Raw genomic sequence first — 26,715 nt, forward strand, 5'->3', positions numbered from 1 at the left:
GGCGGGATCACATGCGCTCGGGCGCGGACACGCCGAGCAGGCCGAGGCCGTTGGCGAGCACCGTCTGCGCCGCCTCGGCCAGCCACATCCGGGCCCGGGTGAGCTCGAGCGGCAGCTCCAGGTCGCCCTTCGGCAGAATCCGGCACTCGTCGTAGAACCGGTGGTAGTCCCGCGCCAGCTCCTCGAGGTACTGCGCGATCCGGTGCGCCTCGCGCAGCTCGCCCGCCTGGGCGATCACCCGCGGGAACTCGCCGAGCTTGCCGAGCAGCTCGTTCTCCTTCGGGTGGGTCAGCAGCGCCGGGTCGAAGTCCCCGGCCGAGCCCCTGTCGATGTCCAGCTGCGCGGCCATCCGCTTGACCGAGCACATCCGCGCGTGCGCGTACTGGATGTAGTAGACCGGGTTGTCGGTGGCCTGCTTGGTCAGCAGGTCGATGTCGAGGGTGATGTTCGAGTCGGTCGACTGGCGCACCAGCGAGTAGCGCGCCGCGTCGACGCCGATCCACTCCACCACGTCGTCGATCGTGATGATGTTGCCGGCCCGCTTGGACATGCGGACCTCTTCGCCGTCCTTGAGCATCTTCACGAACTGCCCGATCAGGACCTCGATGTCCTTGTCCGGGTCGGCACCGGCGCAGGCCACGATCGCCTTGAGCCGTCCCACGTACCCGTGGTGGTCGGCGCCGAGCAGGTAGATCGCCGGCGCGAAGCCGCGGTCGCGCTTGTTCAGGAAGTACGCCGCGTCCGAGGCGAAGTACGTGGTCTCGCCGCTCGAGCGCACCAGCACCCGGTCCCGGTCGTCGCCGAAGTCGGTGGTGCGCAGCCAGACCGCGCCGTCCTGGTCGAAGACGTGCCCCTGCTCGCGCAGCCGCTCGATGGCCTGGGCCACCGCGCCCGAGTCGTGCAGCGACTGCTCGGAGAACCAGACGTCGAAGTGCGTGCCGAAATCCTCGGTGGACTGCTTGATCTGAGCGGTCATCAGCTTCAGGCCGGCCGCGCGGAAGACGGCGAGCTGCTCGTCCTCGGGCAGCGCGAGCACGCCCGTGTTCTCCTCGACGATCCGCCGGGCGATGTCGCCGATGTACTGGCCGACGTAGCCGTCCTCGGGCACCGGCCGGCCGTGCGCGGCGGCGTGCAGCGAGGCGGCGAACTTGTCGATCTGGGTGCCGGCGTCGTTGATGTAGTACTCGGCGACGACCTCGGCCCCGCTCGCCCGCAGGATCCGCGCCAGCGAGTCGCCGACCGCGGCCCAGCGCACGCCGCCGATGTGGATCGGGCCGGTCGGGTTGGCCGAGATGAACTCGAGGTTGATCCGCTGCCCGGCGAAGGTGTCGGTGCGCCCGTACTCGGCGCCCGCCTGCACGACGGTGCGGGCCAGCTCGCCCTGCGTCGCGGCGTCGAAGGTGATGTTGAGGAACCCGGGCCCGGCCACCTCGGCGCTCTTGATCCCCGCGGCGTGCGCCAGCCGCGTCGCGAGCAGCCCGGCCACGTCCCGCGACGCCAGCCCGGAGGGCTTGGCCAGACGCAGGGCGACGTTGGTGGCGTAGTCGCCGTGCTCGCGGTTCTTCGGCCGCTCGACGACGACCTCCAGCGAAGCCAGGACGTCGGCGGGCAGGGCAAGCTCCCCGGCGTCCACACTGGTGCGGATCGCGGTGAGCACGGTGGCGGAGAGTTCTGCGGGGGTCACGAGGTCAAGGCTACGGGACCGCGAGGGCGCGGCCCCAATCCGCCCGGCTCGCGGACACGCGCTGCGTCGACGCCGTGTTCGACGTCGGGTGCGTCGGCGATCCGGCGCGGCGACCCGGCGAGCATCCGAACCGTCAGCGACCCTGCGGTCGTCCACCCGCGCGGCGCGGCGGCAGCGGCTCTTCGCCCGCGTCGAGCACCTCGAGGATCCGCCGCAGCTCTCCCTGCTCGGCCGGCCCGAGCTTGGCGAACAGCTGCTCGGCCGCCTCGGCGCGCATCCGCCCGACTCGGCTGAGCACGTCCTCGCCGGCGTCGGTGAGCACCACGATGGTCGCCCGGCGGTCGGTCGGGTCGTTCTGCCGGGCCACGAAGCCGGCCGACTCGAGCGTGTCCACCATGGACGTGATCGACCGCGGCACCACCTCGAGCGCCTGGGCCAGGTCCGCCATCCGCGGCCGCTCGTAGCGGGAGATCACCCGCAGCGCCCTGGCCTGCGCCTCGGTCAGGCCGAACTGGTCGTACGAGGGCGCCGAGCGCCGTCGGATACGGTGCGCGGTGCGCAGGTAGAGCTCGGCCAAGCCCGGCTCCGCCCCCGCCGTCTTCGCCGTGTCGCGCGCCGTGTCCGTCGGAGCGCCTGCGGATTCAAGGTCGGACGCTAGGGTCATGGTCACACAGTCTATTTGTAGGAAGTGTCGGGAAGGCGGGCCCCGGCCGGAAAAGCTGAAGCCCGACTGAAGACTACCTTCCGGACCGTACGGACCAGCTCCTGCGGATCGAACGGTTTGGTCAGATACGCCTGCACGCCCAACTCCCGCCCCCGCACCAGGTCGCACTCCTGCGCGCACGCCGTCACCATGACCACCGGCAGCTCGCGCGTCGCCGCCGCGCCGCGCAGCCGCGCCAGCGTGGCGAAGCCGTCGAGCCGCGGCATCACGACGTCCAGGGTGATCGCGTCCGGCACGAGCGAGCGGAGCTGCTCGAGGCAGTCCTGCCCGTCCTCGGCCAGGAACACCTCGAAGCCCTCGAGCTCCAGGTTCACCGCGATCAGCTGCCGGATCACCTCGCTGTCGTCCACCACCAGCACCCGCGGCGCACGCCGCCGGCCCGAGGGATCACGCAGCTCAGAGCCGGTTTCCGGGGAGGGTTCAGGTGCGTCGGCCACAGTTGACACGGTACCGCCGGACAAACCCGTGCGCGGGGCGTTCCGCGGAACTGGTACAGTTCTTCACGTTGCCGCCCCCGTAGCTCAGGGGATAGAGCACCGCCCTCCGGAGGCGGTGGCGTAGGTTCGAATCCTACCGGGGGCACCACGAGTCACACCGCAAGCCGCAGCCGGTCAGGCCGCGGCTTTCTATTTGTCCGTACGGCGTTTACCGGCCGCGACCCGACGCCAGCGACACCTCGCCATCTCATGTTTACTTAATGCCCGAGCCCTAGCTTGGGGCGCACAACGCTCGCTGCGAAAGCTGAACTGATGACGTCTGACGTACTTCACCGGGACCGAGTCGATGAGGAGCCGGAGTCTCCGGGCGAGCCGGAGGAGCCGGAGGAGCAGGCGGGCCGGTTGATCGCCGGGGAGCCGGCGCGGCGGTTCGTGTGGGTGGCGCTGGGGTTGTTCGCCCTCGCGGTCGCGATGGTGTTCATCGCGGTGGTGCGCGCGCCGGAGATGTCGATCACAGACGAGGCACCGCACGCGGATTACGCCTACCGCGCCTCGACGCTGCACTTCCCGGCCAAGGGCACGCTCATCGCGCCGGAGATGAACTACGAGTCGTACTGCCACGATCAGGCCGGCCTCACGGGCGGTGCCCCGTGCACCGGCCAACCCTCGTTCCCCACCGGGGTGCCGCAGGACTACACCTTCGGCGACCCGCCGCTCTACTACGTCGTGACCGGCCTGATCGCCCGCGCGGTCAGCCCGATCATGCCGGGGACGCACAACTTCATCACGGCCGGGCGGGCGGTCGGCGCGCTCTGGCTCTTCCTGGCGATGATGGTGTTCTACCTGGCGCTGCGCCGGTTCCGGGCGGCGTGGCAGTACGCGGCGGCGGGCGCGGCGTTCCTGCCGCTGGTGCCGGGGGTGCTGGCGTCCACGACGCAGATCACGAGCGACGCGCCGGCCGCGCTCTCGGGGGCGTTGGCCCTGTTGGTGCTGGCGCGCTACGTCGTCGAGAAGAAGACCGGCTGGGTGCTGCCGCTGCTGGCCACCGTCTTCGCCAGCGCCACCAAGACGCTCAACGGCATGCCGATGGTGATCGTGGCCGCGGTGCTCGGGTGCATCGCGATCTCGGCCGCGCGCAAGCGGGACTGGCCGGCGGCCAAACGCGCGGCGCTGGTGGGCTCGGTCATCTTCGTGTCCTTCTGCGCGGTCTATCTCGTCTGGACGCATTGGCAGAACGGGCGCGGCGTGGCGGACTGGGTGAACCCGAACGCGGCCAACGGCGTGCCGATAATGGGCTGGACGCTCGGCGACATACTCAGCAACCTGTTCAACACCTTCCAGCACCTGGCCACGATGTACCAGCTGCAGCAGCAGATCAACGGCGAGACCGTGGTGATCTGGGCGACGCTGCTGACGGTGCTCTTCTGCGCCGCGCCGCTGATGCTGATGACCGCGAGCAAGTCCTACTCCTGGGGCTGGATGCTGGGCGCGGCCACCTTCGTCGGGGTCACCTCGATCGCGATCGTGGTGGAGCTTCAGGTGTTCACGGCCAACGACGAGTACTTCGTCCTGGTCTCGGCCCGCTACGCGCTCGCCTTCATTCCGTGGGTCATCGCCTGTCTCGCGGTGGTCGCCAGCCGGCGCCGGCTGCTGCGCACGAGCACCGGCTTCGTCGTGTTCGGCTTCGTGCTGATGCTGCTGGCGGAGATGGAATGGTTCACCATGGGCCCGGCGCTGACCAGTAACGCGACCCTGCTCGTCGGCTGATTCCCGCTAGCGGCGCGGGTGCGCGCAACGATCTAATGGCGGTATGACTCTGCACGACAAAGCTCTGGCATTCTCCGCCCTGCACATTCCCGGCTCCCCGCTCGCCCTCGCCAACGCCTGGGACGTCGCCAGCGCCCGGATCGTGGCCACGACCGGCGCTCCGGCCGTGGCCACCACGAGCGCCGGCGTGGCCTGGGGGCTCGGCGCCGCGGACGGCGACCACCTGGCCCGCGATCTGATGCTGGACCTGGTCCGGCGCATCGCCGACGCGGTGGACGTGCCGGTGACGGCCGACATCGAGTCCGGCTTCGGCGCCACGCCCGCCGAGGTCGGCGAGACGGTCGGCCTGGTGATCGCGGCCGGGGCCGTGGGCGTGAACATCGAGGACGGCCGCCGGGACGGGTCCACCCCGATCCGGCCCGTGACCGAGCAGGTGGAGCGGCTGGCCGCGGCTCGCGCGGCGGCGGACAAAGTCGGGGTGCCGCTGTACCTCAACGCTCGGGTGGACCTCTACCTGCGCGGCGTCGGCGAGGGCTCCGAGCGGCTGGAGGAGACCCTGGCCCGCGCCGAGGCCTACCTGGCGGCGGGGGCGAGCGGCGTCTTCGTGCCCGGAGTCTCCTCGCCGCAGGAGATCTCGGCGCTGACCGCGGGGATCGGCGCGCCCGTCAACGTCCTGGTGCAGCCCCAGACGCCGAGCGTGTCCGAGCTCGGTCGGCTCGGCGTGGCCCGGGTCAGTCTGGGCTCGGCCGTGGCGGAGGCCGCTTACGGCCTGGTGCGGCGCGCCGCGCTGGAGCTGGCGGACGCCGGCACCTACGCCTCGGTACGCGAAACCATGTCCTACGGGGAGATCAATGCCCTCATGATGAAGAGGTAGCGGGTGTTTCCGCTGCGCCCGGCCTCGTGGGTGAGCACAATGGCGCCATGTACCAGGACACCTGGATCTTCGCGCGGGACATAGCCGAGTTCGACGAGACGGCGATTCCTTTGCTGTCCGCCGACCCGGCGGCGAACACCTTGCTGCTGACCACGTTCGCGCGGCTGCGCCGGCACGGATCGCACGCCTTCGGCGAGGCGGATCCGCAGCTCGCGGTGTGGTTCGGCGGGGACGGGCGGCCGGGCGGAGCGGTCGTGCGCACCCCGCCGTTCGGCTATCTGCTCTCGCACGTCCCGGCCGAGGCGGCGGAGGCGTTCGCGGAGCTGATGCTGGCCGCGGACACCGGGCTCGACGGCCGGGAGGTCAATCTGCCCGACACCGTGCTCGAGCCCTTCGTCGCCGCCTGGACCGCGCGCACCGGCAATCAGCCGCGGGCCGCGGAACGGCAGCGGCTGTACCGGCTCGAGCGGCTCGTCGCGCCGGATCCGGCGCCGGCCGGCCGGATCAGGCCGGCCGACTCCGGGGACGTGCCGCTGGTGGCGCGGTTCCTGGAGGAGTTCTGGGCCGAGGTGGACTACACCCAGCCGCCGGGCAGCCTGGTCAATCCGCAGCGCGTGGCCCAGGCCCGGATCGAGGAGGGCCTGTTCCGGGTCTGGTGCGACGGCGCGGACCGCGTGGTCTCCCTGGCCGGCCACGCCCCGATCGTGGCCGGGGCGGGCCGGATCGGGCCGGTCTACACGCCGAAGGACGCGCGCGGCCAGGGCTACGCGGGCGCCGCCACCGCGGCCGTCTGCCGCGCTCTGCTCGACGACGGCGCCGAAGAGGTCCTGCTGTTCACCGACCTGGCCAACCCCACCAGCAATGCGCTCTACCAGCGCCTCGGCTTCCGCCCGGTGGGCGACCGGATCCGGCTGGAGCTCGCGGACCGACCGGCGCCGGGATGCGGCCTGATCCGACGCTAGTTCGAAGACACGGCCTGGTCCTTGAGCAGCTTGCGCACGAACTCGAGCTGGCTGGGGGCGTTGAACGGGCCGCCGCCTTCGTGGCCGTTGTACGGGAAGACCGAGATCTCCTTCGGGCCCGCGTAGTGGTTGTAGGACGCGAAGACCGTCGAGGGCGGGCAGATGTCGTCCATCAGCGCGACGGTGTAGAGCGCGGGGGCGTTGGCGCGGGTGGCGAAGTTGAGGCCGTCGAAGTACGACAGGGTGCTGAAGACCTGCTCGACCCGGTCGCGCTGGGTGGCCAGGAAGGCCGCGATCTCCTTGTACGGGTATCCGTCGGTGATCTCGGTGGCGCGGCGGAAGTGCTGCAGGAACGGCACGTCGGCGAGCACGCCGGCGAGGTCCGGCACCAGGCCCGCCACGGCCAGCGAGATCCCGCCGCCCTGGCTGCCGCCGGCCGTGATGATGCGAGCCGGGTCGACGGCGGGGTGCTGCCGGGCTGCCTGCACCGCGCGCACCGCGTCGGTGAACAGCCGGCGGTAGTAGTACGTCTCCGGGGACTGGATGCCGCGGGTCATGTACCCGTTGATGCTCGGGCCCGCGCCGTCCGCGCCGTCGTCCGGGGTGTGCCCGACCCGCCAGCCGCCGCCCTGGCCGCGGGTGTCCATCAGGAAGTGGGCGTAGCCGGCGTTGGCCCAGAACAGCTGCTCGTGCGGCAGGCCGCGGCCGCCGCCGTAGCCGCAGAACTCGACGACGCAGGGCAGCGGGCCCTCGGCCTGGGCCGGGCGCACCAGCCAGCCCTTGATCGGCTGGCCGTCGTAGCCGGCGAACGTGACGTCGTCCACGGACACCAGCCGCAGACCGGTGTCCACCGGCTCGAAGGCGGCGGCGATCGGGTGGGCGTCCGCGGCGGAGAGCGTCTGCGCCCAGAACTGGTCGAAGTCCTCGGGCTCGACGCGCTCCGGGCGGTAGTCGCGCAGCTGGTCCAGACTCAGATCGATCAGTGCCATGGATCGGACAGTAACATCGAACCCCGGCTTCGACGAAGGCCCGTCTCACCCGCGACGCGGCTCACCCGGCCTCGATCGCGGTCTCGGCCAGGGCGACGGGCTCCAGCACGGCGGCCGGCTCGCCCTTGCGGCGGTAGAGCGCGCGGTCGGTCACCACGAAACGGACCGCCGAGGCCGCCAGCAGTGTGACGCCGGTGGCCCAGACGGGCCCGAGGTGCGCCACCCGCACCAGAAACGACAGCAGCGGGATCCGGCCGACCAGATCGAAGTTGGCCAGCACGGTGAACCGGCCGAGCCGCGCGGCCCAGTGGCCGGACCGGCGGTGGTGGAAGAGCAGCAGGTCGATCAGCAGAAAGTTCCACAGCATCGCGGCCTGGTTGGCCAGGATCGCGGCGACCACGTAGCCGACCCCGCTCCAGCGCACCAGCGCCCAGGTGACGGCGAGGTTGGGCAGCAGGCCGGAGGCGCCGATGAGGCCGAACGCGAGCATCTGGGCCCGGGTGCCGGAGGCCCGCAGCACGGTCAGGTTCCGCAGGAAGCGCAGGCCCACGAGCGGGCCGGCCTTGGAGGTGCCCTCGCGCCTCGGCTGGAAGCCGCAGGGCAGTTCGGCGACGGCGCTGGGGCGGGTGCGCACGGCCAGCTCCAGCAGGATCTTGTGACCGTCCGGTTGGAGCTCGGCGGACTCCCACAGGTCGCGCCGGACGGCGAAGAAACCGCTCATCGGGTCGCTGATGCCGGACAGGATCCGGGGGAAGGAGAGCCGGGCCAGCAGGCCGCAGGCCGCCGATATCAGAGGGCGTATGGATGTGTCGGAGCCCTCGGCCCGCGGCCCGCCGCGGTACCGGGTGCCGACCACGAGCTGGGCGTCGCGGCGTTCGCCCTCGGCCACGAGCGCGGGCACCAGCCGCGGCGGGTGGCGCAGGTCCGCGTCCATGACCACGCACCAGGGCGTCTCGGCCGCGGACAGGCCGGCGGCCACGGCCCCGCCGAGCCCGCCGCCCGGCGATTCCCGGTGCAGCACCTGGATTTCCAGGCCGGTCGACGGTGCCAGTGCCCTGATCAGCTCGTCGGTCCCGTCGGTGGAGTCGTCCACGAACAGCACCCGGGCCGACGGCAGTCCGACGAGGGCCTCGGCGAGTCCGGCCAGCAGCGCTTCGACGTTCTCGGCCTCGTCCCGGCTCGGGATCAGGACCGTGAAAGGGCTCTGCGGCCGGGCCGGCGCGGCTGCCGCATCCGGAGCGGTGAGCGATGCGCCCGAACCGGATCGCATGGTGGCGCTCATGGGTACCTCCAGGAAACGACGATCGCCGACGCTGCGGGCGCCGTCGCCCGTCGCGGTTGGAGCAAGTTAGCAGAAGCCGGATGGACTTCTGCCCCCGTCGTGACGCGCGCATGCACGGGTTCGAGACCCCAGATCATCGCCTGCCCCCTCGGCGGTGCCCGGTGCGGCCGTGAGCCGTCCGGCACCACACCAAAGTTAGGTCAAGGGAAGGCAAGATTTCCATCAAAAGCCCTCCGTGCGCCCCATCTCGCCGAGAGCGCCGGGTCCGGGCGGACGGCGGCCGGCTCCGCGCGGGCCGGCAGAGCGCTGTTTCGCTCCGGCCGGGCCGGCGTGCGATGATCGGCGAAATTTCCACGCCGCACGCCACGGCGCGGACGCCGGGAAGGGCGGTTCCGGTTGGGAACCGCCCTTCGGGGTGACAGCGCCTCCGGCCGTCGGCCGGAGGTCCGGTCCGGGGCGGTGGCCCCGGGGACCGATCGGGGGGCCTGGCGGCGTGCTCAGGCCGCGGTCGCGGTCGACCGGCTCACTGGTCGCGCCGGCGGTGGCGCGCGGCGCCGCTCAGGCCGGCGCCCGCGAGCAGGGCGGCACCGGCCACACCGAGCGCCACATCGATGTCGGCACCGGTCTGCGGCAGGCGGCTCATGGTCGGCGGGGCCGTCGGCGGAATGCTGTGGGTGACCGGCGACGGCGGCGCGGTCGGCGGGCACTTCGGCGGCGGGGGGCAGGTCGGGTGGTGCGACGGGATGGTCGGGTACCACTCCGGGCTCGGCAGGCAGGGGTCGTTCGTCTGCGAGGCGGCGGCGGACTGCGGGTCCGCGCCGAAGGCCGGGGCGTCCTCGTCGGTGCAGCCCATCGGCGCGCCGGAGCGCATCATCGGCATCGACACGGGCACGGCGATCGGCATGCGGCCGAAGCCCGGCGACGGGGCGGTGGCGCTGGCGCCGTAGGAACCCGCTGCCGATGCGTCCGGCAGGGGCGCGGCGCTGCCTTCCGCAGTCACGCAGGGGGAACGGCGCGCGTCGGCCTGGGCCTGCCCGAGGTGCGCGGCGGTGACCATGCCGGCGCAGTCGGGCCGCGCCGGACCGGCCGGGTACTGGGCGCCCGGGCCGGCTCCGGTGTCGGCGCCGCAGGCGCTCTCGGCAGCGGCGGCGGCCGAGAACTCGGCGCGCACGGAGTCGCACAGCTGCCGGCCGAGGTCGACCGGCACCTGGAAGGGATCGCGGCCCTGGGCGGTGCCGGGGTCGAGCGCGTGCGGGGCGCCGGCGTCGGCCGGATCCCCGGTCGACGCCTGCGGGAAGAGCAGATCGGGCGGCTGCGCCGCGCCGTGCGGCACGGCCGGTGCCGCCGCCTCGCCGGATCCGGATGCTGTCGCCGCGTGCAGGGCCTGGTACGCGCTGACGGCGTCCGCCGACTCCTGCGCGTGCGTCGGGCCCTGAGCCGGGCCCAGTCCCTCGGCAGCCATCGCCGGGGAGAAGGCCGAGCCGGTTAACAACAGTCCGCCGGTGGCGACCGTCAAGACCAGGCTGCGCTTGGCCAAGTCGTACATGGGGACCTCTACTGATCAGTCGGAGGAAACGAGGCGGTCGAAGGACCGGCCCTTCCCGGGGCAACGCCGCAATCCGACGGAGGTCACTCAGGTTTACGCTACAAGGATGAATATTGATAAAAGTATTTAGTTAACAGCCGCGGCGGCGATCCGCCCGCGGCCTAACCGAATGCCGCCCGCGAGGCCCGCACCTGCGGCTGCGCCCGCGGAGGCGGCCGGGGCCCACTCGAAGTAGATCATCCGCTCACTGATTCAGTGGAGGTTCGCCGCGGGAATCGCCGAGCCGGCCGGCCGATGTCATCCGAGCGGACGAGCGGACGAACGCACCGCAGCGCCGCCCGCCGCCGTCACCCTTACCCCTGCCGAAGCCGCCGAAGCCGCCGAAGCCGCGCTAGCCCTTGCGGGCCGCCTCGCGGGCCCGCCGGGCCTCGCACTTCTCCTCGAACCGCGCGGCCGCCCCGTCGAGCGCGTCCATGATCTCGGCGAGCTCCTCACGCGACTGCTCGCCCGCGGCGTGCAGGTCGGTGCGCTCGAACACGCGCAGGTGGCGCAGCACCGGGGCGAGCACCTCGTCGCGGTGGATGCGCAGGTTGTAGATGCCGGCCACGGCGATCTGCACCGACTTGCGGCCGAAGTTCTCCACCCCGGCGCCGGGCATCGCGAAGTTGCGCACCACGTCCACCACCGCGCGCATGGCCTGGTCCGGGCTGAGCTCGAAGGCCGCGCCGAGCAGGTTGCGGTAGAAGACCATGTGCAGGTTCTCGTCGTTGGCGATCTTCTGCAGCAGCTGGTCGCACAGCTTCTCGTTGGAGTACGAGCCGGTGTTGCGGTGCGAGATGCGGGTGGCCAGCTCCTGGAACGAGACGTACGCGATCGAGTTGAGCGCCAGGTGCGAGTTGGGCGAGACGTAGCCGGCGGACATGTGCGTCATCCGGGCCCGCTCGAGCTCCACCGGGTCCACCGCCCGGGTGGTGAGCAGGTAGTCGCGGATGGCGATGCCGTGCCGGCCCTCCTCCGCGGTCCACCGGTGCACCCAGTTGCCCCAGGCGCCGTCCCGGCCGAAGAGCACCGCGATCTCGTGGTGGTAGCTGGGCAGGTTGTCCTCGGTGAGCAGGTTCAGGATCATCGAGGTGCGCGCGGTCTCGTCCAGCCGGGACTGGCCCACCTCCCACGCCTCGCCGTCGAGCGGGCCGTCGAAGTCGCGGCCTTCGCTCCAGGGCACGTAGGAGTGCGGGAACCACTCCTTGGCCACGCCGAGATGCCGGTTGAGGTTGGCCTCGACCACCGGCTCGAGCTCGCGCAGCAGCTCGGACTGGCTCAACTCCGCGCGCAGCGGCACACTCGGGGCCTGCGACTGCTCTGCGATGAGGCTCACGACGGTTCTCCTGGCTGGACCGGGTTTTCGGGGGGTTGGGGTTACGGTTACGGATGCGTAAGTTACGCCACCGTAGCCCAAGATGGGGCTGCGCGCCAGCACTGTCGGGTAACCCGGTGCCGGGAAGTCAAGCAATTTTCCGGCCGGTGCGCCGACGTGCCGCATCGAGCCGGTTCGAGGGCTGTGTCAGGCGGCGCGGCGCGCGCGTCCGTGTACGCAGGGTGGCCGAATAGGGCAATTTTGTTGCCGCAGTTGACAAATTGGGTGACGTGGGCCACGCTAGCTTGCGAGGGTGGACCCCGGCCGCCGTGAGTGCGCTGGGGCCCGAACCGCTTCGCCAGGTCCCTGAGCCCGGGCGAACCGGAGAGAAACCAGACATCGCCGCGCCGCCGCACCGGTGCGGCGATGCGTTTCTCCGCTCCACTTCCACTCCTCTCCGCCTCGGCCCCTGTCTCAGCCGCCGAGCGCCGGTTACCCTCTTCGCATGCCGACCAAGCCCTCCGCGCCCGCCGATCCGGCCGCAGACCCGAGCGGCGAGCCCCCGCGCGCCGCGGGATCCCTGCGGGCCGATCTCGCGCCGAGCGCGGGCGTCGGCGTCGTCATGGGCTTCCTGGCCGCCACCGAGGGCGCGGGACCGGGTTACGGCGCGGTCGTCGGCGCGGTCGGCTGCGGCGTGGTGCTCGGCATGCTCGCGCTCAAGCGCGCCTTCTACGGGTCCTGAGCGCCCGCGCCCACCGCACCGTCCCACGCCCGCATTCGCCAAGGTCCGCTCGCTGCGGAGCGATGTGTCCGCTCGACCGTTGACGTACACTCGGCCGGTGAGCTTCGCCGTCCTAGCCACCACGTTCGCCCTGATCTTCCTCTCGGAGCTGCCGGACAAGACGGCACTGGCCTCGCTCGTCCTCGCCACCCGCTACCCGGGCCGCTACGTCTTCATCGGGGCGGCCGCCGGGTTCACCGTGCAGGTGGCCATCGCGGTCGCGGCGGGCTCGCTGCTCGCCCTGCTGCCGCACCGCGCGCTCGAAGGCGTGGTCGCCGCGCTGTTCCTGATCGGCGCCGGGCTCATGCTCTGGCAGTCCCGCGACGGCGCCGCGCAGGAGGAGGAGCCCGAGGTCAAGCAGGTCTCCAGCCCGTGGCGGGCGACGCTGGTGAGCTTCAGCGTCATCACCGTGGCGGAGTTCGGCGACCTGACCCAGATCGTCACGGCGAACCTGGCGGCGAAGTACGACTGGCTGCCGGTCGCCATCGGCGCCGTGCTGGCGCTGTGGGCGGTGGCCGCCATCGCGATCCTCGGCGGTCAGGCGCTGCTGCGCGTTGTACCGCTGAAGTTCGTCATCCGGGCCGCGGCCGCGATCATGCTGGCGCTGGCCGGCTTCTCGCTCTACTCCGCCCTCGCCTGAGCCGCTTACCCGCCCGCGGCCCGGGCGGGTGCGGGCCCCGGTCAGGAGACGGTGTTGAGCAGGCCCGACGGGATCGGCTTGTCCGCCCGCATGGCCCCTATCACCTCGGCCGTCTTCGTCTTGTCGAGCAGCACGGTGTCCCCGAGGCCGGAGACCGAGTAGCTCTCGTCCGCTATCGGCAGGGTGCCCGAGGTCCCGCCGCCGGAGGAGAGCGCGCGCACGCTGCGGGCCATCCCGATCAGGTTCGTCAGCCCGGTCCCGTCGTCCGCGGCCACCGAGGTGAGCACGCCGCCGACGAACGGATAGAACGAGAACGGGTTGAACAGCACGCTCGGCCGGTCCGCCGCTTTCAGCAGCGCCCTGATGAAGGCCTGCTGGTCCGACATCCGGCTCACGTCCGAGTTGGGCAGCGAGTAGCGCGAGCGCACGTAGGCCAGCGCCTGGGCCCCGTTCAGCGTCTGGCAGCCGGCGCCGAGGTTCGCGCCGGAGTAGTGGTCGTGCACGGCCGAGGACAGGCACATGTGCACCCCGCCGACGGCGTCGACCATGTTCACGATGCCGAGGAAGCCGATCTCCAGGTAGTGGTCGACCCGGATGTCGAAGTTCTGCTCGACCGTGCGCACCAGCAGCTGCGGGCCGCCCTCCTGGTAGGCGGCGTTTATCTTCTCGTGCGAGGCCGAGTGCGAGGCGCCCTTCGCGTCCGTGTACGCCGGGACCTCGACGTAGGAGTCACGCGGGATGGAGATGAGGTCCGGGCCGCTGGCGCCGTAGTGCAGCAGCATGATCGTGTCGGTGCGGCTGCCGATGATCGATCCGGCCGAGCCGGTGTGGTACTGCTTGACCTGCTCCGGCGTGAGCGTGTCCCGGCCGTCCGAGCCGGCCAGCAGCCAGGTCGTACCGGCGCCCGCGGCCGGCTGGCCGGCGTACGCGGGCAGCGCGCCGACGTGCGTGATCTTGCCGGAGGCCCAGACCCAGGTGCTGATGGACCCGCCGATGACGATCAGCACCAGGGCGAGCACGGTGAATCCGATGATCCGGCCCCAGCGGCGGCGCTTGGGGCCCTCGCCGCCCTCGGTCCGCGGCGGACCGCCTGGCTCGCCCGGTCCGCCGCCGTCGTACGGGTCGGGCAGCGGATCCGGCGCGGGCTTACGCCGCTTCGGCCGTTTGCCGCTCACGCCGCCGTAGGTGGACGACTGTTCCGGCAACATCTCGTGGGGATCGAGACCGCTCACACACACCACCGTAATCCGAATGCAGGAACGCGGGTGCGGACACTACGCCGGGCAGGCGGTCAGGACACGGTGGGGTACGCCGCCGTGAGCCGGCCGGTCGGGTCGGCCAGCAGCACCTGAACCGCCTTCAGATCGCGAGCCGGGGCGAGCGCGGCCTCGGCCAGCTCGGTCGCGCCGGACACCACGGCCGCGGCCTCGAGGCCCTCGGCCCCGGACGAGACCGCCATCGCCACCGCCACCTCGAGGGCGCTCAGCCGCAGCGAGGGCAGCATCACCTCGACCGCCGAGTAGGTGCGGCCGGTAGTGTCGCGCACGGCCGCTCCGCTCTGCGCGCCGGACCTGGCCCGCGCCGAACGGGCCAGGGTGATGATCTTGGCGTCTTCCGGGTCCAGCTCAAGGTCCATGCGGCAAGACTATCGGCTCGCGCACGGCGGCGTCCGGGCTCGGCCGGATCCGCTCAGCCCGCGGACGCGACCTTCGTCATCAGCTGCGTCATCAATGACTTCGCGGAGAGGCTGGGAGTCTCGCCGAGGATGTTCGCGGGACTCACGCAATACACGTCCGCGCCCTTCAGCACGTACACCATGGAGCCGTTCATGGTGGTGCTCGGCAGAGTGACCTTGAGGGTGTCCGCGAACGCCATGTCACCGAGACCACTCGGTGCTGAGATCGGCGCGATGGTCACCTTCCCGGTCACGCTCGTGGTGACGGTGAAGCTGGCGCACGAGTTCCACTTCGCTTGCAGCGAGGTGAAGACCACATTGGCCTCCGACGCCGAGGCGAACTGGTAGACAGACTCATCGAGCTCGTCACCGCTACTGCCGTTCGACAGCTCGTCGTACGCCATGGCGCTCTCGCCGTAGCCGGGTCGCCCCACGTCTTCCATCAGGTCAGTGCAGCTCAGGCTCTCGGGCTTGTACTTCGCCGCCGCCGTGGTCAGGGAGCCGCCGGAATTCACCGCGGAGCTCTGGTTGGACGCGAACCCGGATCCGATCTCCGAAGCAGTCAGCAGGGTGCTCGCCAGCTGGGTTCCGGTCAGGTGGCTGGTCGGGGCGGCGGCCGGCGTGGTGACCGCCGCGCCGCCGGCGTCGGGGGTGGAACCGGCGCTGGAGCAGCCCGCCAGCACCAGGGGCAGGGCAGCGAGCAGGCCCGAAACTATGAGCTTACGACTTGTCATGGCGCATCACAGTACCTTGCCGCGCCGACGCCGACGGCCCGGACGATCTCGAAAGCGACACGTTCTGGGATGTTCCCGAGGACGGCCGCGCCCGCCGTCCGGCGCGACTGGGCCGTTCAGTCGGCCGGCTCCTCGGGCAGCTCGCGCACCAGGATCGTGCCGACCCGGCGGCGCCGGCCCTCGGCCGACTCGGCCACCAGGGAGAGCCCGTCCACGGCGACCGAGGCGCCGGGGATCGGCACCTTGCCCAGCGCCTTCGCCAACAGACCGCCGACCGTCTCCACGTCCACGTCCTCGAGGTCCCGGTGGAAGAGCTCGCCGAGCTGGTCCAGGCCGAGCCGCGCGGTGACCCGGGCGCCGGCCGGCAGGTCGCCCGGTTCGCCGAGCCACTGCACCGCCTCGCGGCCCTGGTCGTACTCGTCGGTGATCTCGCCCACGATCTCCTCGAGGATGTCCTCGATGGTCACCAGGCCGGCCGTGCCGCCGTACTCGTCGATCACGACGGCCAGGTGGATGCGCTGCGCCTGCATGTCGCGCAGCAGTTCGTCCGCGTGCTTGGAGTCGGGCACGTAGGTGGCCGGCCGCATCACCGACTCGACCACCTCGGTGCTCTCGCCGGCGTGGTGCTCGTGCACCCGGCCGGCCAGATCCTTGAGGTAGACGATGCCGAGCACGTCGTCGGTGTTCTCGCCCACCACCGGGATCCGGGAGAACCCGCTGCGCAGCGCCAGCGTCAGCGCCTGACGCAGGGTCTTGCCACGCTCGATGAAGATCATGTCGGTGCGCGGCACCATCACCTCGCGCACCAGGGTGTCGCCGAGCTCGAAGACGGAGTGCACCATCCGCCGCTCGTCCGCCTCGATCTCGCTGTGCTGCTCGGCGATGTCCACCAGCGCGCGCAGCTCGGCCTCGGTCGCGAACGGGCCCTCGCGGAAGCCGCGGCCCGGGGTGAGCGCGTTGCCGAGCACGATCAGGGCCCGGATGAGCGGGTTGAGCAGCCGGCTGAGCAGGAGCAGCAGGCTCGAGCCGGCCAGCGCCACGCGCGGCGCGTGCTGGCGGCCCAGGGTACGCGGGGCCACGCCCACGACCACGTACGAGACCACGGCCATCACCGCGGTGGCGATCGCCCCGGCGTACCAGGTCAGTCCCCACTGGCGCACGCAGACCATGGTCACCAGAACCGCGGCCGCGAGCTCGCCGACCACCCGCGCCAGCAGCACCAGGTTGAAGTAGCGGGCCGGGTCGGCGGTGATCCGCTCCAGCCGCGCCGCCCCCGGCACTCCCTGCTCGACCATCTCCGCGGCGCGCACCGGCGAGACGCGGGCCAGCGCGGCGTCGAGGGCTGCGGCGAGTCCGGCCACGGCCACCGCGGCCAGCGCGCCGACCAGCAGCCACACCTGGGAGGCGGTCACCTCGCGGCGCCCCCGCGCTGTTCGGCCCAGGCGCCGAGCAGGTCCCGCTGCAGCCCGAACATCTCCTCGTGCTCCTCCGGCTCGGCGTGGTCGTAGCCGAGCAGGTGCAGGATGCCGTGCGTGGTGAGCAGCTCGAGCTCGGCGCCGGTGGAGTGGCCGGCCGCGGCGGCCTGCTTCTCCGCCACCTCGGGGCACAGCACGATGTCCCCGAGCAGGCCCGGGGTGGGCTCGTTGTCGTCCTCGGCCCGGGCCGGGCGCAGCTCGTCCATGGGGAAGGAGAGCACGTCGGTGGGGCCGGGCTCGTCCATCCACTGGATGTGCAGCTGCTCCATCGCGCCGACGTCCACGAGCAGGATGGAGAGCTCCGCCAGCGGGTGGATGCCCATCTCGCCCAGGACGAAGCGGGCCAGCGCGACGATCGAGGCCTCGTCGGCCTCGATCCCGGACTCGTTGTTGATGTCGATGGACATAACCCGCATCATCCCACGCGGCGGGAGGAGCCCGGCTGCCGCGCCGGACCGTTCGCCTGCTGGCGGGCGTCGTAGCGCCCGTAGGCGTCCACGATCTCCCCGACCAGGCGGTGGCGGACCACGTCGGTGCTGGTCAGGCGGCAGAAGGCGATATCGTCCAGGCCTTCGAGGATCTCCTGGACCACGCGCAGGCCGGACTGCACCCCGCTGGGCAGGTCCACCTGGGTGGTGTCACCGGTGACCACCACCTTGGAGCCGAAGCCGAGGCGGGTGAGGAACATCTTCATCTGCTCGGCCGAGGTGTTCTGCGCCTCGTCCAGGATGATGAAGGCGTCGTTGAGCGTGCGGCCGCGCATATAGGCCAGCGGAGCGACCTCGATGGTGCCCGCGGCCATCAGCTTGGGGATCGAGTCCGGGTCGATCATGTCGTGCAGCGCGTCGTAGAGCGGCCGCAGATACGGGTCGATCTTCTCGTAGAGCGTCCCGGGCAGGAAGCCGAGCCGCTCGCCCGCCTCCACCGCCGGCCGGGTCAGGATGATCCGGGTGATCTCCTTGCTCTGCAGCGCCTGCACCGCCTTGGCCATGGCCAGGTAGGTCTTGCCGGTGCCGGCCGGGCCGAGCCCGAACACGATCGTGTTCTTGTCGATCGCGTCCACGTAGCGCTTCTGGTTGACCGTCTTGGGCCGGATGGTGCGGCCCCGGTTCGACAGGATGTTCTGGGTGAGCACCTCGGCCGGCCGCAGGCTCTCCTCCCCGCGCCCGGCGGCCTGGAGCAGGGTGATCGAGCGGCGCACCGAGTCCTCGGTGAGCACGGCCCCGTTGCCCAGCACGATCAGCAGTTCGTCGAAGAGCGAGCGGACGAGCTCCGCGTCCTCGCGCGGGCCGGTCACGGTGATCTCGTTGCCGCGGGCGTGGATGTCCACCGCGGGCAGCTGCTTCTCGATGACGCGCAGGATCCCGTCCCCGTGCCCGAGAACCGCGACCATCGGAAGTGCCGCCGGAATGGTGATCTTGATCGTGGTCTGCTGCTCGGACATAGGCTCGGCCTTACGGCCTTGGAATCACACCCTTAAGAAACTCGATCGACTCGGCCTGGTACGCGAGACCATGCTACTGCGCGGGAACGCGCCGGTCGCGGGCTTTTGTTCCGGCTGCGCCGCGACCCGGTCAGTCGGGTGTGCCGAACCGGCCGAGCGCGTCCCCGCCGAGCACGTGAAGATGGACGTGGAAGACGGTCTGACCTGCGTAGTCCCCGGTGTTGAAGACCATCCGGTACCCGTCCTCGACCAGTCCCTCGGCCTTGGCCAGCTCGCCCGCCTCGCGCAGCAGCTCGGCCGCCAGGCCCGGGTCGCCCGCGGCCAGCTCGGCGGCGTTGGCGTAGGCGTGCGTCTTCGGGACGACCAGCAGGTGCGCCGGCGCCTGCGGCGCGATGTCGCGGAAGGCCAGCGTGCGCTCGGTCTGGCGGACCACCGTGGCCGGGATCGTTCCGCGCACGATCGAGCAGAAAATACAACCGGGCTCGAAGGTTGTATCAGCGCCCGGAGTTTCGCTCGATGCGGTGATCTCCTGTCCCACGTTCGAGTCCTTTCCTTTCAGGGACGGCGATCCTCGGGCTCGCCGTGAGTCCAACTCTGTGTAACGTCACGCCAGACGTCGCAAAAGCTATCAGACGCCCGATTCATCAGATCTTCCAAGGGGAAGCCATGGACCGTCTCGCCGTCCACGTCATCGCCACCGCCGCGTTGACCTTGACCCTCGCCACGGTACCCGTGCTGTTCGCCGACGCCTGCCACGCCTCCTCGTCCGCCGCTCCCCAGACCGCTACCACCCGGGCCGCGACCCATGCCTCGTCGACTCTCGCGCTGGCTCCGGCCATCGCCGTCCTGCCTGCCCTCTCCGGCCAGACCCAAACCAAGGCCGCCGCGGCCGCCGCGGCCGGATCCGCCTTCGCCCCGCCCGCAGCCGACGGCTCCGCCCCGGCCCCGGCCGACCGGCGCCCCGGGCACGGCAGGGTGCTGCTGCCGGAGCTGCGCGAGCACCCCTGTGTCAGTACTCTGCTGGTCGAGGACGGCTTCGCGCCGCGGCACCCTTCGGCCTGTCAGTTCCTGCACGGATAGCCCTCGACCGGACCGCGGGGCCCGAGAAGCCAGGGCGCGTTTGAGAAGTAACGCGCCCTAGTCCCAGCGCCCGGATCGGGCGAGCAGCACCGCCGCGGCGGCCGTGCCCGCGGTGGAGGTGCGCAGCACGGTCGGTCCCATCCGGTAGGGCGCGGCCCCCGCCTGAGCGAACTGCATCAGCTCCTCCGGCGTGATCCCGCCCTCCGGGCCGACCACCAGCACCACCTCGTCCGAGCCGCCGGGCAGCTCGATCCCGGCCAGCGGCAGCTCGGCCTCCTCGTGCAGCACGATCGGCACGCTCGCGCCGGCCAGCAGCTTGGCCACTCTGGCCGTGGACGCGGGCTCGGTCACCTCCGGCCACCAGCAGCGGCGCGCCTGCTTGGCCGCCTCGCGGGCGGTGCTGCGCCACTTCGCCAGCGACTTGGCGCCGCGCTCGCCCTTCCACTGGGCGATCGAGCGGCCGGCCGACCACGGCACGATCACGTCCACGCCGATCTCGGTCATCGTCTCCACGGCCGTCTCACCGCGCTCGCCCTTGGCCAGCCCCTGCACCACCGTCAGCCGGGGGCGCGGCGCCGGGTGCATGCGCAGCTCCTGCACCTCGAGGTCGAGCGCGTAGCCGTCGGACTGCAGGATGACGCACTCGGCCACCAGGCCGGCGCCGTCGGTCAGATCGATCCGCTCGCGCGGCTGCAGCCGGCGCACCAGTGCGGCGTGCCGGCCCTCGGGTCCGTCCAGCCGGACGGTGGACGAGCCGGCCAGCAGCTCGCGGGAGGCGTGGAAGACGGGGACAGTCATCGCTAGCGGTTGTTCAGCGCGTCCTTGAGCCGGGAGAACAGCCCCTGCTGTCCCGGCGCGAACGTCCCGGACGGACGCTCTTCGCCGCGCAGCACGGCCAGCTTGCGCAGCAGTTCCTCCTGCTGGGGGTCGAGGTTCTTCGGCGTCTGGACCTCGATGTGCACCACCAGGTCGCCCCGGCTCGTGCCGCGCAGGTGCTGGATGCCGCGCCCGCGCATGGTGATCGACTGCCCGGACTGGCTGCCCGGCCGGATGTCCAGCTCGACCTGGCCGTCGAGGGTCTGCAGCGGGAGCTTGGTGCCCAGCGAGGCCGCCGTCATCGGCATGGTCACGGTGCAGTGCAGGTCGTCGCCGCGGCGCTGGAAGATCTCGTGCGGCTCCTCGACGATCTCGATGTAGAGGTTGCCCGCGGGCCCGGCGCCCGGGCCGACCTCGCCCTCGCCGGCCAGCTTGATCTGGGTGCCGTTGTCCACGCCCGGCGGGATCTTCACGGTCAGGGTGCGGCGGGTGCGCACGCGTCCGTCGCCGGCGCACTCCACGCACGGGGTGGGCACGATGGTGCCGTAGCCCTGGCACTGCGGGCACGGCCGCGAGGTCATCACCGGGCCCAGGAAGGACCGGTTGACCTGGCCGACCTCGCCGCGGCCGCGGCACATGTCGCAGGTGATCGGCACGGTGCCGGGGGCGGCGCCGTCGCCGGAGCAGGTCGGGCAGACCACCGCGGTGTCCACCTGCAGGTCGCGCTGGGTGCCGAAGGCGGCGTCCTGCAGCGAGATCTCCACCCGGATCAGCGCGTCCTGGCCGCGCTGCACCCGGGAGCGGGGGCCGCGCTGGCCGCCGCCGCCGAAGAACGCGTCGATCATGTCGCTGAAGGCGAAGCCCGGGCCGAAGCCGCCCGCGCCGGACACGCCGCCCTTGCTCGGGTCCATGCCGAGGTCGTAGAGCTGGCGCTTCTGCGGGTCGGACAGGACCTCGTAGGCCAGCCCTATCTCCTTGAACCGCTCCTGGGTCGCCGGATCCGGGTTCACATCCGGGTGCAGCTCGCGGGCGAGACGGCGGTACGCCTTCTTGATCTCGTCCTGGGTGGCGTCCTGCCTGACCCCGAGGACCGCGTAGTAGTCGGTCGCCACTTAAGTCTTCTCCACTGCTTTCGGTCTGGTGCCCGGTGTTCGGCCCACGCCCCAGGCTACGCCTGTTCGAGAATACGGCCGACGTATCTAGCAACGGCGGAGACCGCCCCCATCGTGCCCGGGTAGTCCATTCTCGTCGGTCCGAGCACGCCGAGCTGCGCCAGGGTGTCCTCGCCCCGGCCGTAGCCGCTGGTGACCACGGAGGTCGTGGTGAGCTGGTCGAAGCCGTTCTCCCGGCCGATCCGGACGGTCAGCAGCGAGGGCGCGGTGGCCTCGCCGAGCAGCTTGAGCAGCACCACCTGCTCCTCGAGCGCCTCGAGCACCGGCCCGATGGAGTCGGGGAAGTCCTGCCCGAACCGGGCCAGGTTGGCCGTGCCGCCGAGCACCACCCGCTCCTCGCGCTGCTCCACGATCATCTCGAGCAGGCTGGCGCACAGCGCGTCCACCGCGGCCGGCTGCGGGCCGCGGGCGCCGTCCTCGGCCGGCTCGGGGCCGGACAGCGGCCGGGAGTGGGTGAACTCCTCGACCAGGGCGGCCACCTCGGCCAGCCGGCGGCCGTCGATCAGCGCGTTGAGCCGGGCCCGGAACTCGCCCAGGGTGGCCTCGTCGATCGCGCTGACCTCGACCACCCGCTGCTCGACCCGGCCGGTGTCGGTGATCAGCACCAGCATCACCCGGCTCGGCGAGAGGCTGACCAGCTCGACGTGGCGCACCGCGGAGCGGGAGAGCGAGGGGTACTGCACGACGGCCACCTGCCGGGTGAGCTGGGCCAGCAGCCGGACCGTGCGGGAGACGACGTCGTCGAGGTCGACCGCCTCGTCCAGGAAGCTGTGGATGGCCCGGCGCTCGGCGCCGGTGAGCGGCTTGACGTTGGTGAGCCGGTCCACGAACAGCCGGTAGCCCTTGTCGGTGGGCACCCGGCCCGCGCTGGTGTGCGGCTGGTGGATGTAGCCCTCCTCCTCGAGCAGGGCCATGTCGTTGCGTATGGTCGCGGGCGAGACGTTCAGGTTGTGCCGTTCGACCAGGGCTCGCGAGCCCACCGGCTCCTGGGTGGCCACGTAGTCCTCGACGATGGCCCGCAGCACCTCGAGGCGGCGGCGGTCCAGCTTCGGCTCGTCCATCGTGCGCACCTCCTGTGAGCGGGGCCGGTCCGGCCTGGGCGGGCGCCGCCCGGCGGTCGGCGGCGCGGGGGCGGGCGGCGGCGGTCCGCCGGTCGCCGGGCTGTTGGCACTCGTTCACCGGGAGTGCCAGATTTCGCAAGACCAGTGTACGGCGTGCCCCCGACCCTTGGTCTACCCTCGGCGTGTGGTGAGCTCGAAGCGCTATGTACCCGAAGACCTGCTGCCGACGCATCGGCGGCGCCAGAAGCCGGTGGAACTCGAGGCGTCGGCCGGGCTGGTGGTGGAGGAGACCTCCACCGGCTACTGCGGCGCCGTGGTGCGGCTGGAGAAGACGCCGGGCGGATACACCGTCACCCTCGAGGACCGCGCGGGCAAGCACCGGGTCTTCCCGCTCGGCCCCGGCTTCCTGTTCGAGGGACGGCCGGTCACGCTCGTGCGCCCGAAGCCCGCGCAGCAGGCGCCGTCGAAATCCGGGCGGACCGCGTCGGGCTCGGTGGCGGTCTCCGGGCTGCGGGCGAAGGTGGCCCGGGCCGGCCGGATCTACGTGGAGGGCAAGCACGACGCCGAGCTGGTCGAGCGGGTCTGGGGCGACGACCTGCGGATCGAGGGCGTGGTGGTGGAGCTGCTCGGCGGCGTGGACGAGCTGCACGAGATCGCCGCGGCGTTCGATCCGGGCCCTGGCCGGCGCCTCGGCGTGCTGCTCGACCACCTGGTGCCCAACAGCAAGGAGACGCGCACGGCCGACCGGCTCCAGCGCGGCCGCGAGGAGTTCATCCTCGTCCTGGGCCACCCGTACGTGGACATCTGGCAGGCGGTCAAGCCCGCCTCGCTCGGCATCCCGGCCTGGCCGGTGGTGCCGCGCTCCGAGGACTGGAAGACCGGGGTGTGCGAGCGGCTGCACCGCAAGGACCCGTCCTGGCCGCTCGACCCGCGCCAGGCCTGGGCCCGGATCCTGTCCCGGGTCGGCTCGTACCGGGACCTCGAGCCGAACCTGCTCGGACCGGTCGAGGCGCTGATCGACTTCGTCACCGCGCCCTGACCGCGGCGCCCCGGCCAGGCCGGACGGCTCGGCCGGGGCCGGCTCAGTCGGTCAGGTCCCGCACCACGGCGTCGGCGAGCAGCCGGCCGCGCCGGGTGAGCACCGCGTGCCCGTCGGCGAACGGCAGCGGCTCGACCAGCTCCTCCTCCAGCGCGCGCTGCGCCGCGGCCCGGCCCTTCTCGGTGAGCAGGGTCAGATCCAGGCCGTCGGAGATGCGCAGCTCCAGCAGGATCCGCTCGATCCGGCGGTCCTCCGGCGAGAGCACCTCGCGGGCGTGGCCGGGCGAGAGGCCGGCGTCGAGGCGCTGGGTGTAGGCGGACGGGTGCTTGACGTTCCACCAGCGGGTGCCGCCGATGTGCGAGTGCGCGCCCGGGCCGACGCCCCACCAGTGGCCGCCGGTCCAGTACAGCAGGTTGTGCCGGCAGTGCGCGTCCTCGGACACGGCCCAGTTCGACACCTCGTACCAGCGGTATCCGGCCTCGGCGAGCAGCTGGTCGGCCATCAGGTAGCGGTCGGCGTGCACGTCGTCGTCGATCATCGGCAGCTCGCCGCGCTTGATCCGGGCGGAGAGCCTGGTGCCCTCCTCGACGATCAGCGAGTAGGCCGAGACGTGGTCCGGGTAGGCCGAGATCACCGACTCCAGCGAGGCGCGCCAGTCCTGGTCGCTCTCCCCCGGCGTGCCGTAGATCAGATCCAGGTTCACCTGCTCGAACCCGGCGTCGTAAGCCCACCGGACGCACTGCTCGGCGCGGCCCGGGGTGTGCCGGCGGTCGAGCACGTCCAGCACGTGCGGACGGGCGGACTGCATGCCGAAGGAGATCCGGTTGAAGCCGCCCTCGGCCAGCTCGACCAGGTACCGCTCGTCCACCGACTCCGGGTTGGCCTCGGTGGTGATCTCGGCTTCTGCCGAGAGCCCGAACTCGGCCTTGATCGCCTTGAGCATGGCCACCAGGTCCGCCGCGGGCAGCAGGGTGGGCGTGCCGCCGCCGAAGAACACCGTCTCCACCGGCACGTAGGCCTCGCCGAGCGAGCGCCGGGCCAGCCGGATCTCCTCGATCGCGCTGTGCGCGTACCCGGCCTGGGACGCGCCCCCGCCCAGCTCGGAAGCGGTGTAGGTGTTGAAGTCGCAGTAGCCGCAGCGGGTGGCGCAGTACGGGACGTGCACGTAGAAGCCGAAGGGCTGGGACCCGAAGGATTCCAGCGATGCGGCCGGGAGCGCGCCGTCCGAGGGGACCGGATCGCCGTCGAGTTGTACGGAAGGCATTGGGACATTGTCTCAGCCGCACCGGCGGGCGGGCGAACCTTCCGGCCGACGCCGGACCGGGGCCCGGGGATTTGCCCCGATCGCACCAACGGCTGGGCCGCTCGGCTCACGCCGCTGGGCCGCTCGGCTCACCCCCGGCCGGGCATGCGGTGGAAACCCGCCGGTAACCCGTCGGGGGAGGCCGCGCGCGGGTAACGGGCTGTCCATGTCCAGTTCAGCAGCTTCAGCTTCAGCGACAGACCTACCGGTGCGGCGGCTGACGGCGGCCGACCGCACGCGGTGCAGCGCGCTCGCCGTCAGCCGGGACTGGGGGACCGAGGAGAAGAAGTGGGAACTCCTGTTCGAGTTGGGCGAGGTCTACGGGGTCGAGGACCCCGGCGGTGACCTGATCGCCACCTCCGTGCTCACCCGGTACGGGGCCGACCTGGCGGCGGTGAGCATGGTGCTGGTGGCCAAGAGCCACGAGCGGCGCGGCTTCGGCACCAAGATGGTGCGGCACGCGCTCGAGCAGGCCGACGGCTCCTGCGTGACCCTGCACGCCACCCAGCCGGGCCGGCCGCTCTACGACAAGCTCGGCTTCAAACGCTTCGCCACGGTCGAGGCGCACCTGGGCACCTTCGACCCGACCGGCGCCAACGTGGGCCGCTCGGACGAGGCGAACGCGGCCGACTACGCCGAGATCGCCCGGCTCGACCGGGACGCCTACGGCGCCGACCGGGCCGCCCTGCTGGCCCGGCTGCCGCAGCTGGCCGAGCGCATCCGGGTGCTGCGCGGCGAGGGCGGCAAGCTCACCGGCTACGGCGCCACCTGGCGCAACGGCGAGACCACGGTGGTCGGCCCGGTGGTGGCCCCGGACGTGGCCGGCGCCCGCGACCTGGTGACCGACCTGGCCGTGGACGCGGGCGGGCCGGTGCGGATGGACATCGACCACGAGGGCGACGACCTGTCCGCCTGGGCCTGCGGGCACGGCCTGCAGCCGACGTATTCGTGCACGCACATGGCGCACGGCCGGCAGGTCCCGATGGACCAGAGCCGGCTGCACGCGCCGCTGATGTGCGCGCTCGGCTAGCCGTTCAGCCAGCCGCACGGCGGCTCCACGGCAGGCGGACAGGCGCTGCGTCGCGTTCCCGGCGACGCAGCGCCCTCGTCTGCCCGGCTCCCGACGCCGCGGCCGCTACTCGGCGAAGTCCGGCACGGCCGCGCGGGCGCGCTCGTAGCGGCCCTTCGGCTCCTCCCACGCCTCCTGCCGGCCGAGCGCGGTCAGGTCGAGCAGGCCGTACGCGCCGCCGCTGTCAGTGCCCCGGGCGTAGGTCGAGTAGGTGTGGAAGATCTCGTCGCCCTCCTTCAGGAAGGCGCTGACGCCCGGCTGCTCCGAGGTCTCGCCGGCCGCGACGAACTCCGGGTGCGGCGCGTAGTTGTACTCGATCTGGCCGGCGTCCGGGTCCAGCGTCACCCGGAAGTCGCGGTTGAAGCTGGAGCCCTGCGACGAGTACCAGTTCAGGAACCAGCCGCGCTGTTCCGCGTACGCCTTGAGCTTGGGGTAGGGAGCCCGGGAGACCAGCACGTACTCCGTCTCCCGCGCGTGCAGGTGCTCGAGCAGGCCGGTCGAGAACTCGTCGATGCCGGCGGTGCAGCCCGAGCAGGCCTTGTCCCAGTCCGGGTGGAACATGACGTGCTGGAGCAGCAGCTGGCGCTTGCCGCGGAACAGGTCGGCCAGGCCGACCCGGCCCTCGGCGCCTTCGAACGCGTAATCGGCCTCGACCCGGACCATCGGCAGCCGGCGCCGGTCGGCGTTGAGCGCGTCCCGCGCGCGGGTGGCCGCCTTCTCCCGCACCAGCAGGGCCTTGCGGGCGGCGAGCCACTCCTCGCGCGAGACGACATCGGGCAGAGCCATAGTCCTCCTCCTTCAGTGCAG

Annotated in this window: 27 protein-coding genes and 1 tRNA gene; 9 read left to right on the forward strand and 19 right to left on the reverse strand. The window is 71.9% G+C overall.

The genetic code is table 11. From position 1 onward, the window contains the following. Positions 1–7: 7 nt before the first annotated feature. The 3 genes from argS to ACTRO_RS22165 all read right to left on the reverse strand — a co-directional run bounded on the left by argS (position 8) and on the right by ACTRO_RS22165 (position 2,767). Complete coding sequence (gene argS / locus ACTRO_RS22155) at positions 8–1,684, reverse strand: arginine--tRNA ligase (protein WP_034265858.1); 1,677 nt, start codon at positions 1,682–1,684, stop codon at positions 8–10. A 133-nt stretch (positions 1,685–1,817) separates the two neighbouring features. Beyond that, on the reverse strand, positions 1,818–2,348 hold the full coding sequence (locus ACTRO_RS22160) for a MarR family winged helix-turn-helix transcriptional regulator (protein ID WP_084316462.1): 531 nt from the start codon (positions 2,346–2,348) through the stop codon (positions 1,818–1,820). Between the two features lie 11 nt (positions 2,349–2,359). Further along, on the reverse strand, positions 2,360–2,767 hold the full coding sequence (locus ACTRO_RS22165; protein WP_051451203.1) for a response regulator: 408 nt from the start codon (positions 2,765–2,767) through the stop codon (positions 2,360–2,362). Between the two features lie 151 nt (positions 2,768–2,918). Between ACTRO_RS22165 and ACTRO_RS22170 the strand changes: the two genes are divergently transcribed. The 4 genes from ACTRO_RS22170 (at position 2,919) to ACTRO_RS22185 (ending at position 6,448) form a co-directional block, all read left to right on the forward strand. Next, positions 2,919–2,993 (forward strand) — tRNA-Arg (locus ACTRO_RS22170). Positions 2,994–3,157: 164 nt separating this feature from the next. Beyond that, a complete protein-coding gene (locus ACTRO_RS22175) occupies positions 3,158–4,612 on the forward strand; it encodes a glycosyltransferase family 39 protein (RefSeq protein ID WP_034265861.1) in 1,455 nt (484 codons plus the stop codon). A 43-nt stretch (positions 4,613–4,655) separates the two neighbouring features. Then, positions 4,656–5,486 carry an isocitrate lyase/PEP mutase family protein gene (locus ACTRO_RS22180; RefSeq protein ID WP_034265864.1) on the forward strand — a complete coding sequence of 277 codons (831 nt, stop codon included), beginning with the start codon at positions 4,656–4,658 and terminating at the stop codon, positions 5,484–5,486. Positions 5,487–5,533: 47 nt separating this feature from the next. Then, positions 5,534–6,448, forward strand: a complete 915-nt coding sequence (locus ACTRO_RS22185; protein ID WP_034265867.1) for a GNAT family N-acetyltransferase — start codon at positions 5,534–5,536, stop codon at positions 6,446–6,448. On the opposite strand, the gene ACTRO_RS22190 is transcribed toward ACTRO_RS22185, so the two are convergent. From ACTRO_RS22190 to ACTRO_RS22205, 4 genes are all read right to left on the reverse strand, one after another. Next, on the reverse strand, positions 6,445–7,437 hold the full coding sequence (locus tag ACTRO_RS22190) for an acetylxylan esterase (protein ID WP_034265870.1): 993 nt from the start codon (positions 7,435–7,437) through the stop codon (positions 6,445–6,447). The two genes, ACTRO_RS22185 and ACTRO_RS22190, sit on opposite strands and share 4 nt — an antisense overlap. 61 nt (positions 7,438–7,498) lie before the next feature. Continuing rightward, positions 7,499–8,719 carry a glycosyltransferase gene (locus tag ACTRO_RS22195; RefSeq protein ID WP_051451204.1) on the reverse strand — a complete coding sequence of 407 codons (1,221 nt, stop codon included), beginning with the start codon at positions 8,717–8,719 and terminating at the stop codon, positions 7,499–7,501. A gap of 523 nt (positions 8,720–9,242) precedes the next feature. Next, positions 9,243–10,265, reverse strand: a complete 1,023-nt coding sequence (locus tag ACTRO_RS22200) for an LPXTG cell wall anchor domain-containing protein (RefSeq protein ID WP_034265873.1) — start codon at positions 10,263–10,265, stop codon at positions 9,243–9,245. A gap of 391 nt (positions 10,266–10,656) precedes the next feature. Continuing rightward, complete coding sequence (locus ACTRO_RS22205) at positions 10,657–11,631, reverse strand: acyl-ACP desaturase (RefSeq protein WP_342673771.1); 975 nt, start codon at positions 11,629–11,631, stop codon at positions 10,657–10,659. A gap of 493 nt (positions 11,632–12,124) precedes the next feature. On the opposite strand from ACTRO_RS22205, the gene ACTRO_RS22210 reads away from it, so the two are divergent. Further along, positions 12,125–12,361: a hypothetical protein gene (locus tag ACTRO_RS22210; protein WP_034265876.1), complete on the forward strand. Its 237-nt coding sequence runs from the start codon at positions 12,125–12,127 to the stop codon at positions 12,359–12,361. A gap of 97 nt (positions 12,362–12,458) precedes the next feature. Continuing rightward, positions 12,459–13,040 carry a TMEM165/GDT1 family protein gene (locus ACTRO_RS22215; RefSeq protein WP_034265879.1) on the forward strand — a complete coding sequence of 194 codons (582 nt, stop codon included), beginning with the start codon at positions 12,459–12,461 and terminating at the stop codon, positions 13,038–13,040. Positions 13,041–13,081: 41 nt separating this feature from the next. Here the strand turns inward: ACTRO_RS22215 and ACTRO_RS22220 are convergent, their stop codons facing one another. The 7 genes from ACTRO_RS22220 to ACTRO_RS22250 form a co-directional block, all read right to left on the reverse strand. Further along, a complete protein-coding gene (locus ACTRO_RS22220) occupies positions 13,082–14,272 on the reverse strand; it encodes an LCP family protein (protein WP_051451205.1) in 1,191 nt (396 codons plus the stop codon). Between the two features lie 59 nt (positions 14,273–14,331). After that, positions 14,332–14,676, reverse strand: a complete 345-nt coding sequence (locus ACTRO_RS22225) for a cytidine/deoxycytidylate deaminase family protein (protein WP_034265882.1) — start codon at positions 14,674–14,676, stop codon at positions 14,332–14,334. A 53-nt stretch (positions 14,677–14,729) separates the two neighbouring features. Next, entirely contained in the window at positions 14,730–15,449 is a 720-nt protein-coding gene (locus tag ACTRO_RS22230; protein ID WP_034265885.1) for a sensor domain-containing protein, read from the reverse strand. Between the two features lie 116 nt (positions 15,450–15,565). Further along, positions 15,566–16,861 carry a hemolysin family protein gene (locus tag ACTRO_RS22235; RefSeq protein WP_034265888.1) on the reverse strand — a complete coding sequence of 432 codons (1,296 nt, stop codon included), beginning with the start codon at positions 16,859–16,861 and terminating at the stop codon, positions 15,566–15,568. Beyond that, positions 16,858–17,331: an rRNA maturation RNase YbeY gene (ybeY, locus tag ACTRO_RS22240; RefSeq protein ID WP_034265890.1), complete on the reverse strand. Its 474-nt coding sequence runs from the start codon at positions 17,329–17,331 to the stop codon at positions 16,858–16,860. The genes ACTRO_RS22235 and ybeY overlap by 4 nt, the downstream gene beginning before the upstream one ends. A gap of 8 nt (positions 17,332–17,339) precedes the next feature. Continuing rightward, positions 17,340–18,368 carry a PhoH family protein gene (locus tag ACTRO_RS22245; RefSeq protein ID WP_034265893.1) on the reverse strand — a complete coding sequence of 343 codons (1,029 nt, stop codon included), beginning with the start codon at positions 18,366–18,368 and terminating at the stop codon, positions 17,340–17,342. Between the two features lie 130 nt (positions 18,369–18,498). After that, the gene (locus ACTRO_RS22250) at positions 18,499–18,894 is read right to left on the reverse strand and encodes an HIT domain-containing protein (protein ID WP_051452471.1); all 396 of its coding nucleotides are present in this window, start codon (positions 18,892–18,894) and stop codon (positions 18,499–18,501) included. Positions 18,895–19,034: 140 nt separating this feature from the next. Between ACTRO_RS22250 and ACTRO_RS50425 the strand changes: the two genes are divergently transcribed. Then, complete coding sequence (locus tag ACTRO_RS50425) at positions 19,035–19,448, forward strand: hypothetical protein (RefSeq protein ID WP_034265894.1); 414 nt, start codon at positions 19,035–19,037, stop codon at positions 19,446–19,448. A gap of 57 nt (positions 19,449–19,505) precedes the next feature. On the opposite strand, the gene ACTRO_RS22260 is transcribed toward ACTRO_RS50425, so the two are convergent. From ACTRO_RS22260 to hrcA, 3 genes are read right to left on the reverse strand one after another with little or no spacing between them, the layout of a single operon-like run. Continuing rightward, positions 19,506–20,246, reverse strand: coding sequence for a 16S rRNA (uracil(1498)-N(3))-methyltransferase (locus tag ACTRO_RS22260; RefSeq protein ID WP_034265897.1), 741 nt, complete (start codon positions 20,244–20,246; stop codon positions 19,506–19,508). Between the two features lie 2 nt (positions 20,247–20,248). After that, a complete protein-coding gene (gene dnaJ / locus ACTRO_RS22265; RefSeq protein WP_034265899.1) occupies positions 20,249–21,376 on the reverse strand; it encodes a molecular chaperone DnaJ in 1,128 nt (375 codons plus the stop codon). Positions 21,377–21,432: 56 nt separating this feature from the next. Then, positions 21,433–22,497: a heat-inducible transcriptional repressor HrcA gene (gene hrcA / locus ACTRO_RS22270; RefSeq protein WP_034265902.1), complete on the reverse strand. Its 1,065-nt coding sequence runs from the start codon at positions 22,495–22,497 to the stop codon at positions 21,433–21,435. A 187-nt stretch (positions 22,498–22,684) separates the two neighbouring features. Between hrcA and ACTRO_RS22275 the strand changes: the two genes are divergently transcribed. Further along, positions 22,685–23,536: a DUF3097 family protein gene (locus ACTRO_RS22275; RefSeq protein WP_034276141.1), complete on the forward strand. Its 852-nt coding sequence runs from the start codon at positions 22,685–22,687 to the stop codon at positions 23,534–23,536. A 43-nt stretch (positions 23,537–23,579) separates the two neighbouring features. On the opposite strand, the gene hemW is transcribed toward ACTRO_RS22275, so the two are convergent. After that, positions 23,580–24,800 carry a radical SAM family heme chaperone HemW gene (gene hemW, locus ACTRO_RS22280; RefSeq protein WP_034265903.1) on the reverse strand — a complete coding sequence of 407 codons (1,221 nt, stop codon included), beginning with the start codon at positions 24,798–24,800 and terminating at the stop codon, positions 23,580–23,582. Between the two features lie 247 nt (positions 24,801–25,047). Between hemW and ACTRO_RS22285 the strand changes: the two genes are divergently transcribed. Then, positions 25,048–25,869 (forward strand): GNAT family N-acetyltransferase, encoded by an 822-nt coding sequence (locus ACTRO_RS22285; RefSeq protein ID WP_051451206.1) that lies wholly within the window; start codon positions 25,048–25,050, stop codon positions 25,867–25,869. Positions 25,870–25,974: 105 nt separating this feature from the next. Here ACTRO_RS22285 and ACTRO_RS22290 read toward each other — a convergent pair whose 3' ends face one another. Further along, positions 25,975–26,694 (reverse strand): DUF899 domain-containing protein, encoded by a 720-nt coding sequence (locus tag ACTRO_RS22290; RefSeq protein WP_034265912.1) that lies wholly within the window; start codon positions 26,692–26,694, stop codon positions 25,975–25,977. Positions 26,695–26,715 lie beyond the last annotated feature (21 nt).

It is taken from the genome of Actinospica robiniae DSM 44927 (assembly GCF_000504285.1).
Lineage (GTDB): Bacteria > Actinomycetota > Actinomycetes > Streptomycetales > Catenulisporaceae > Actinospica > Actinospica robiniae.

Excerpts from the sequence above, each read along its gene's own strand:
- ACTRO_RS22230 (WP_034265885.1), bottom strand. The coding sequence starts at position 15,449 with ATGACAAGTCGTAAGCTCATAGTTTCGGGCCTGCTCGCTGCCCTGCCC.
- ACTRO_RS22160 (WP_084316462.1), bottom strand. The coding sequence starts at position 2,348 with ATGACCCTAGCGTCCGACCTTGAATCCGCAGGCGCTCCGACGGACACG.
- ACTRO_RS22290 (WP_034265912.1), bottom strand. The coding sequence starts at position 26,694 with ATGGCTCTGCCCGATGTCGTCTCGCGCGAGGAGTGGCTCGCCGCCCGC.
- ybeY (WP_034265890.1), bottom strand. The coding sequence starts at position 17,331 with ATGTCCATCGACATCAACAACGAGTCCGGGATCGAGGCCGACGAGGCC.
- hrcA (WP_034265902.1), bottom strand. The coding sequence starts at position 22,497 with ATGGACGAGCCGAAGCTGGACCGCCGCCGCCTCGAGGTGCTGCGGGCC.
- ACTRO_RS22260 (WP_034265897.1), bottom strand. The coding sequence starts at position 20,246 with ATGACTGTCCCCGTCTTCCACGCCTCCCGCGAGCTGCTGGCCGGCTCG.
- ACTRO_RS22225 (WP_034265882.1), bottom strand. The coding sequence starts at position 14,676 with ATGGACCTTGAGCTGGACCCGGAAGACGCCAAGATCATCACCCTGGCC.
- ACTRO_RS22180 (WP_034265864.1), top strand. The coding sequence starts at position 4,656 with ATGACTCTGCACGACAAAGCTCTGGCATTCTCCGCCCTGCACATTCCC.
- ACTRO_RS22185 (WP_034265867.1), top strand. The coding sequence starts at position 5,534 with ATGTACCAGGACACCTGGATCTTCGCGCGGGACATAGCCGAGTTCGAC.
- ACTRO_RS22210 (WP_034265876.1), top strand. The coding sequence starts at position 12,125 with ATGCCGACCAAGCCCTCCGCGCCCGCCGATCCGGCCGCAGACCCGAGC.
- ACTRO_RS22245 (WP_034265893.1), bottom strand. The coding sequence starts at position 18,368 with ATGTCCGAGCAGCAGACCACGATCAAGATCACCATTCCGGCGGCACTT.
- hemW (WP_034265903.1), bottom strand. The coding sequence starts at position 24,800 with ATGCCTTCCGTACAACTCGACGGCGATCCGGTCCCCTCGGACGGCGCG.
- ACTRO_RS50425 (WP_034265894.1), top strand. The coding sequence starts at position 19,035 with ATGGACCGTCTCGCCGTCCACGTCATCGCCACCGCCGCGTTGACCTTG.
- ACTRO_RS22200 (WP_034265873.1), bottom strand. The coding sequence starts at position 10,265 with ATGTACGACTTGGCCAAGCGCAGCCTGGTCTTGACGGTCGCCACCGGC.
- ACTRO_RS22190 (WP_034265870.1), bottom strand. The coding sequence starts at position 7,437 with ATGGCACTGATCGATCTGAGTCTGGACCAGCTGCGCGACTACCGCCCG.
- ACTRO_RS22175 (WP_034265861.1), top strand. The coding sequence starts at position 3,158 with ATGACGTCTGACGTACTTCACCGGGACCGAGTCGATGAGGAGCCGGAG.
- ACTRO_RS22195 (WP_051451204.1), bottom strand. The coding sequence starts at position 8,719 with ATGAGCGCCACCATGCGATCCGGTTCGGGCGCATCGCTCACCGCTCCG.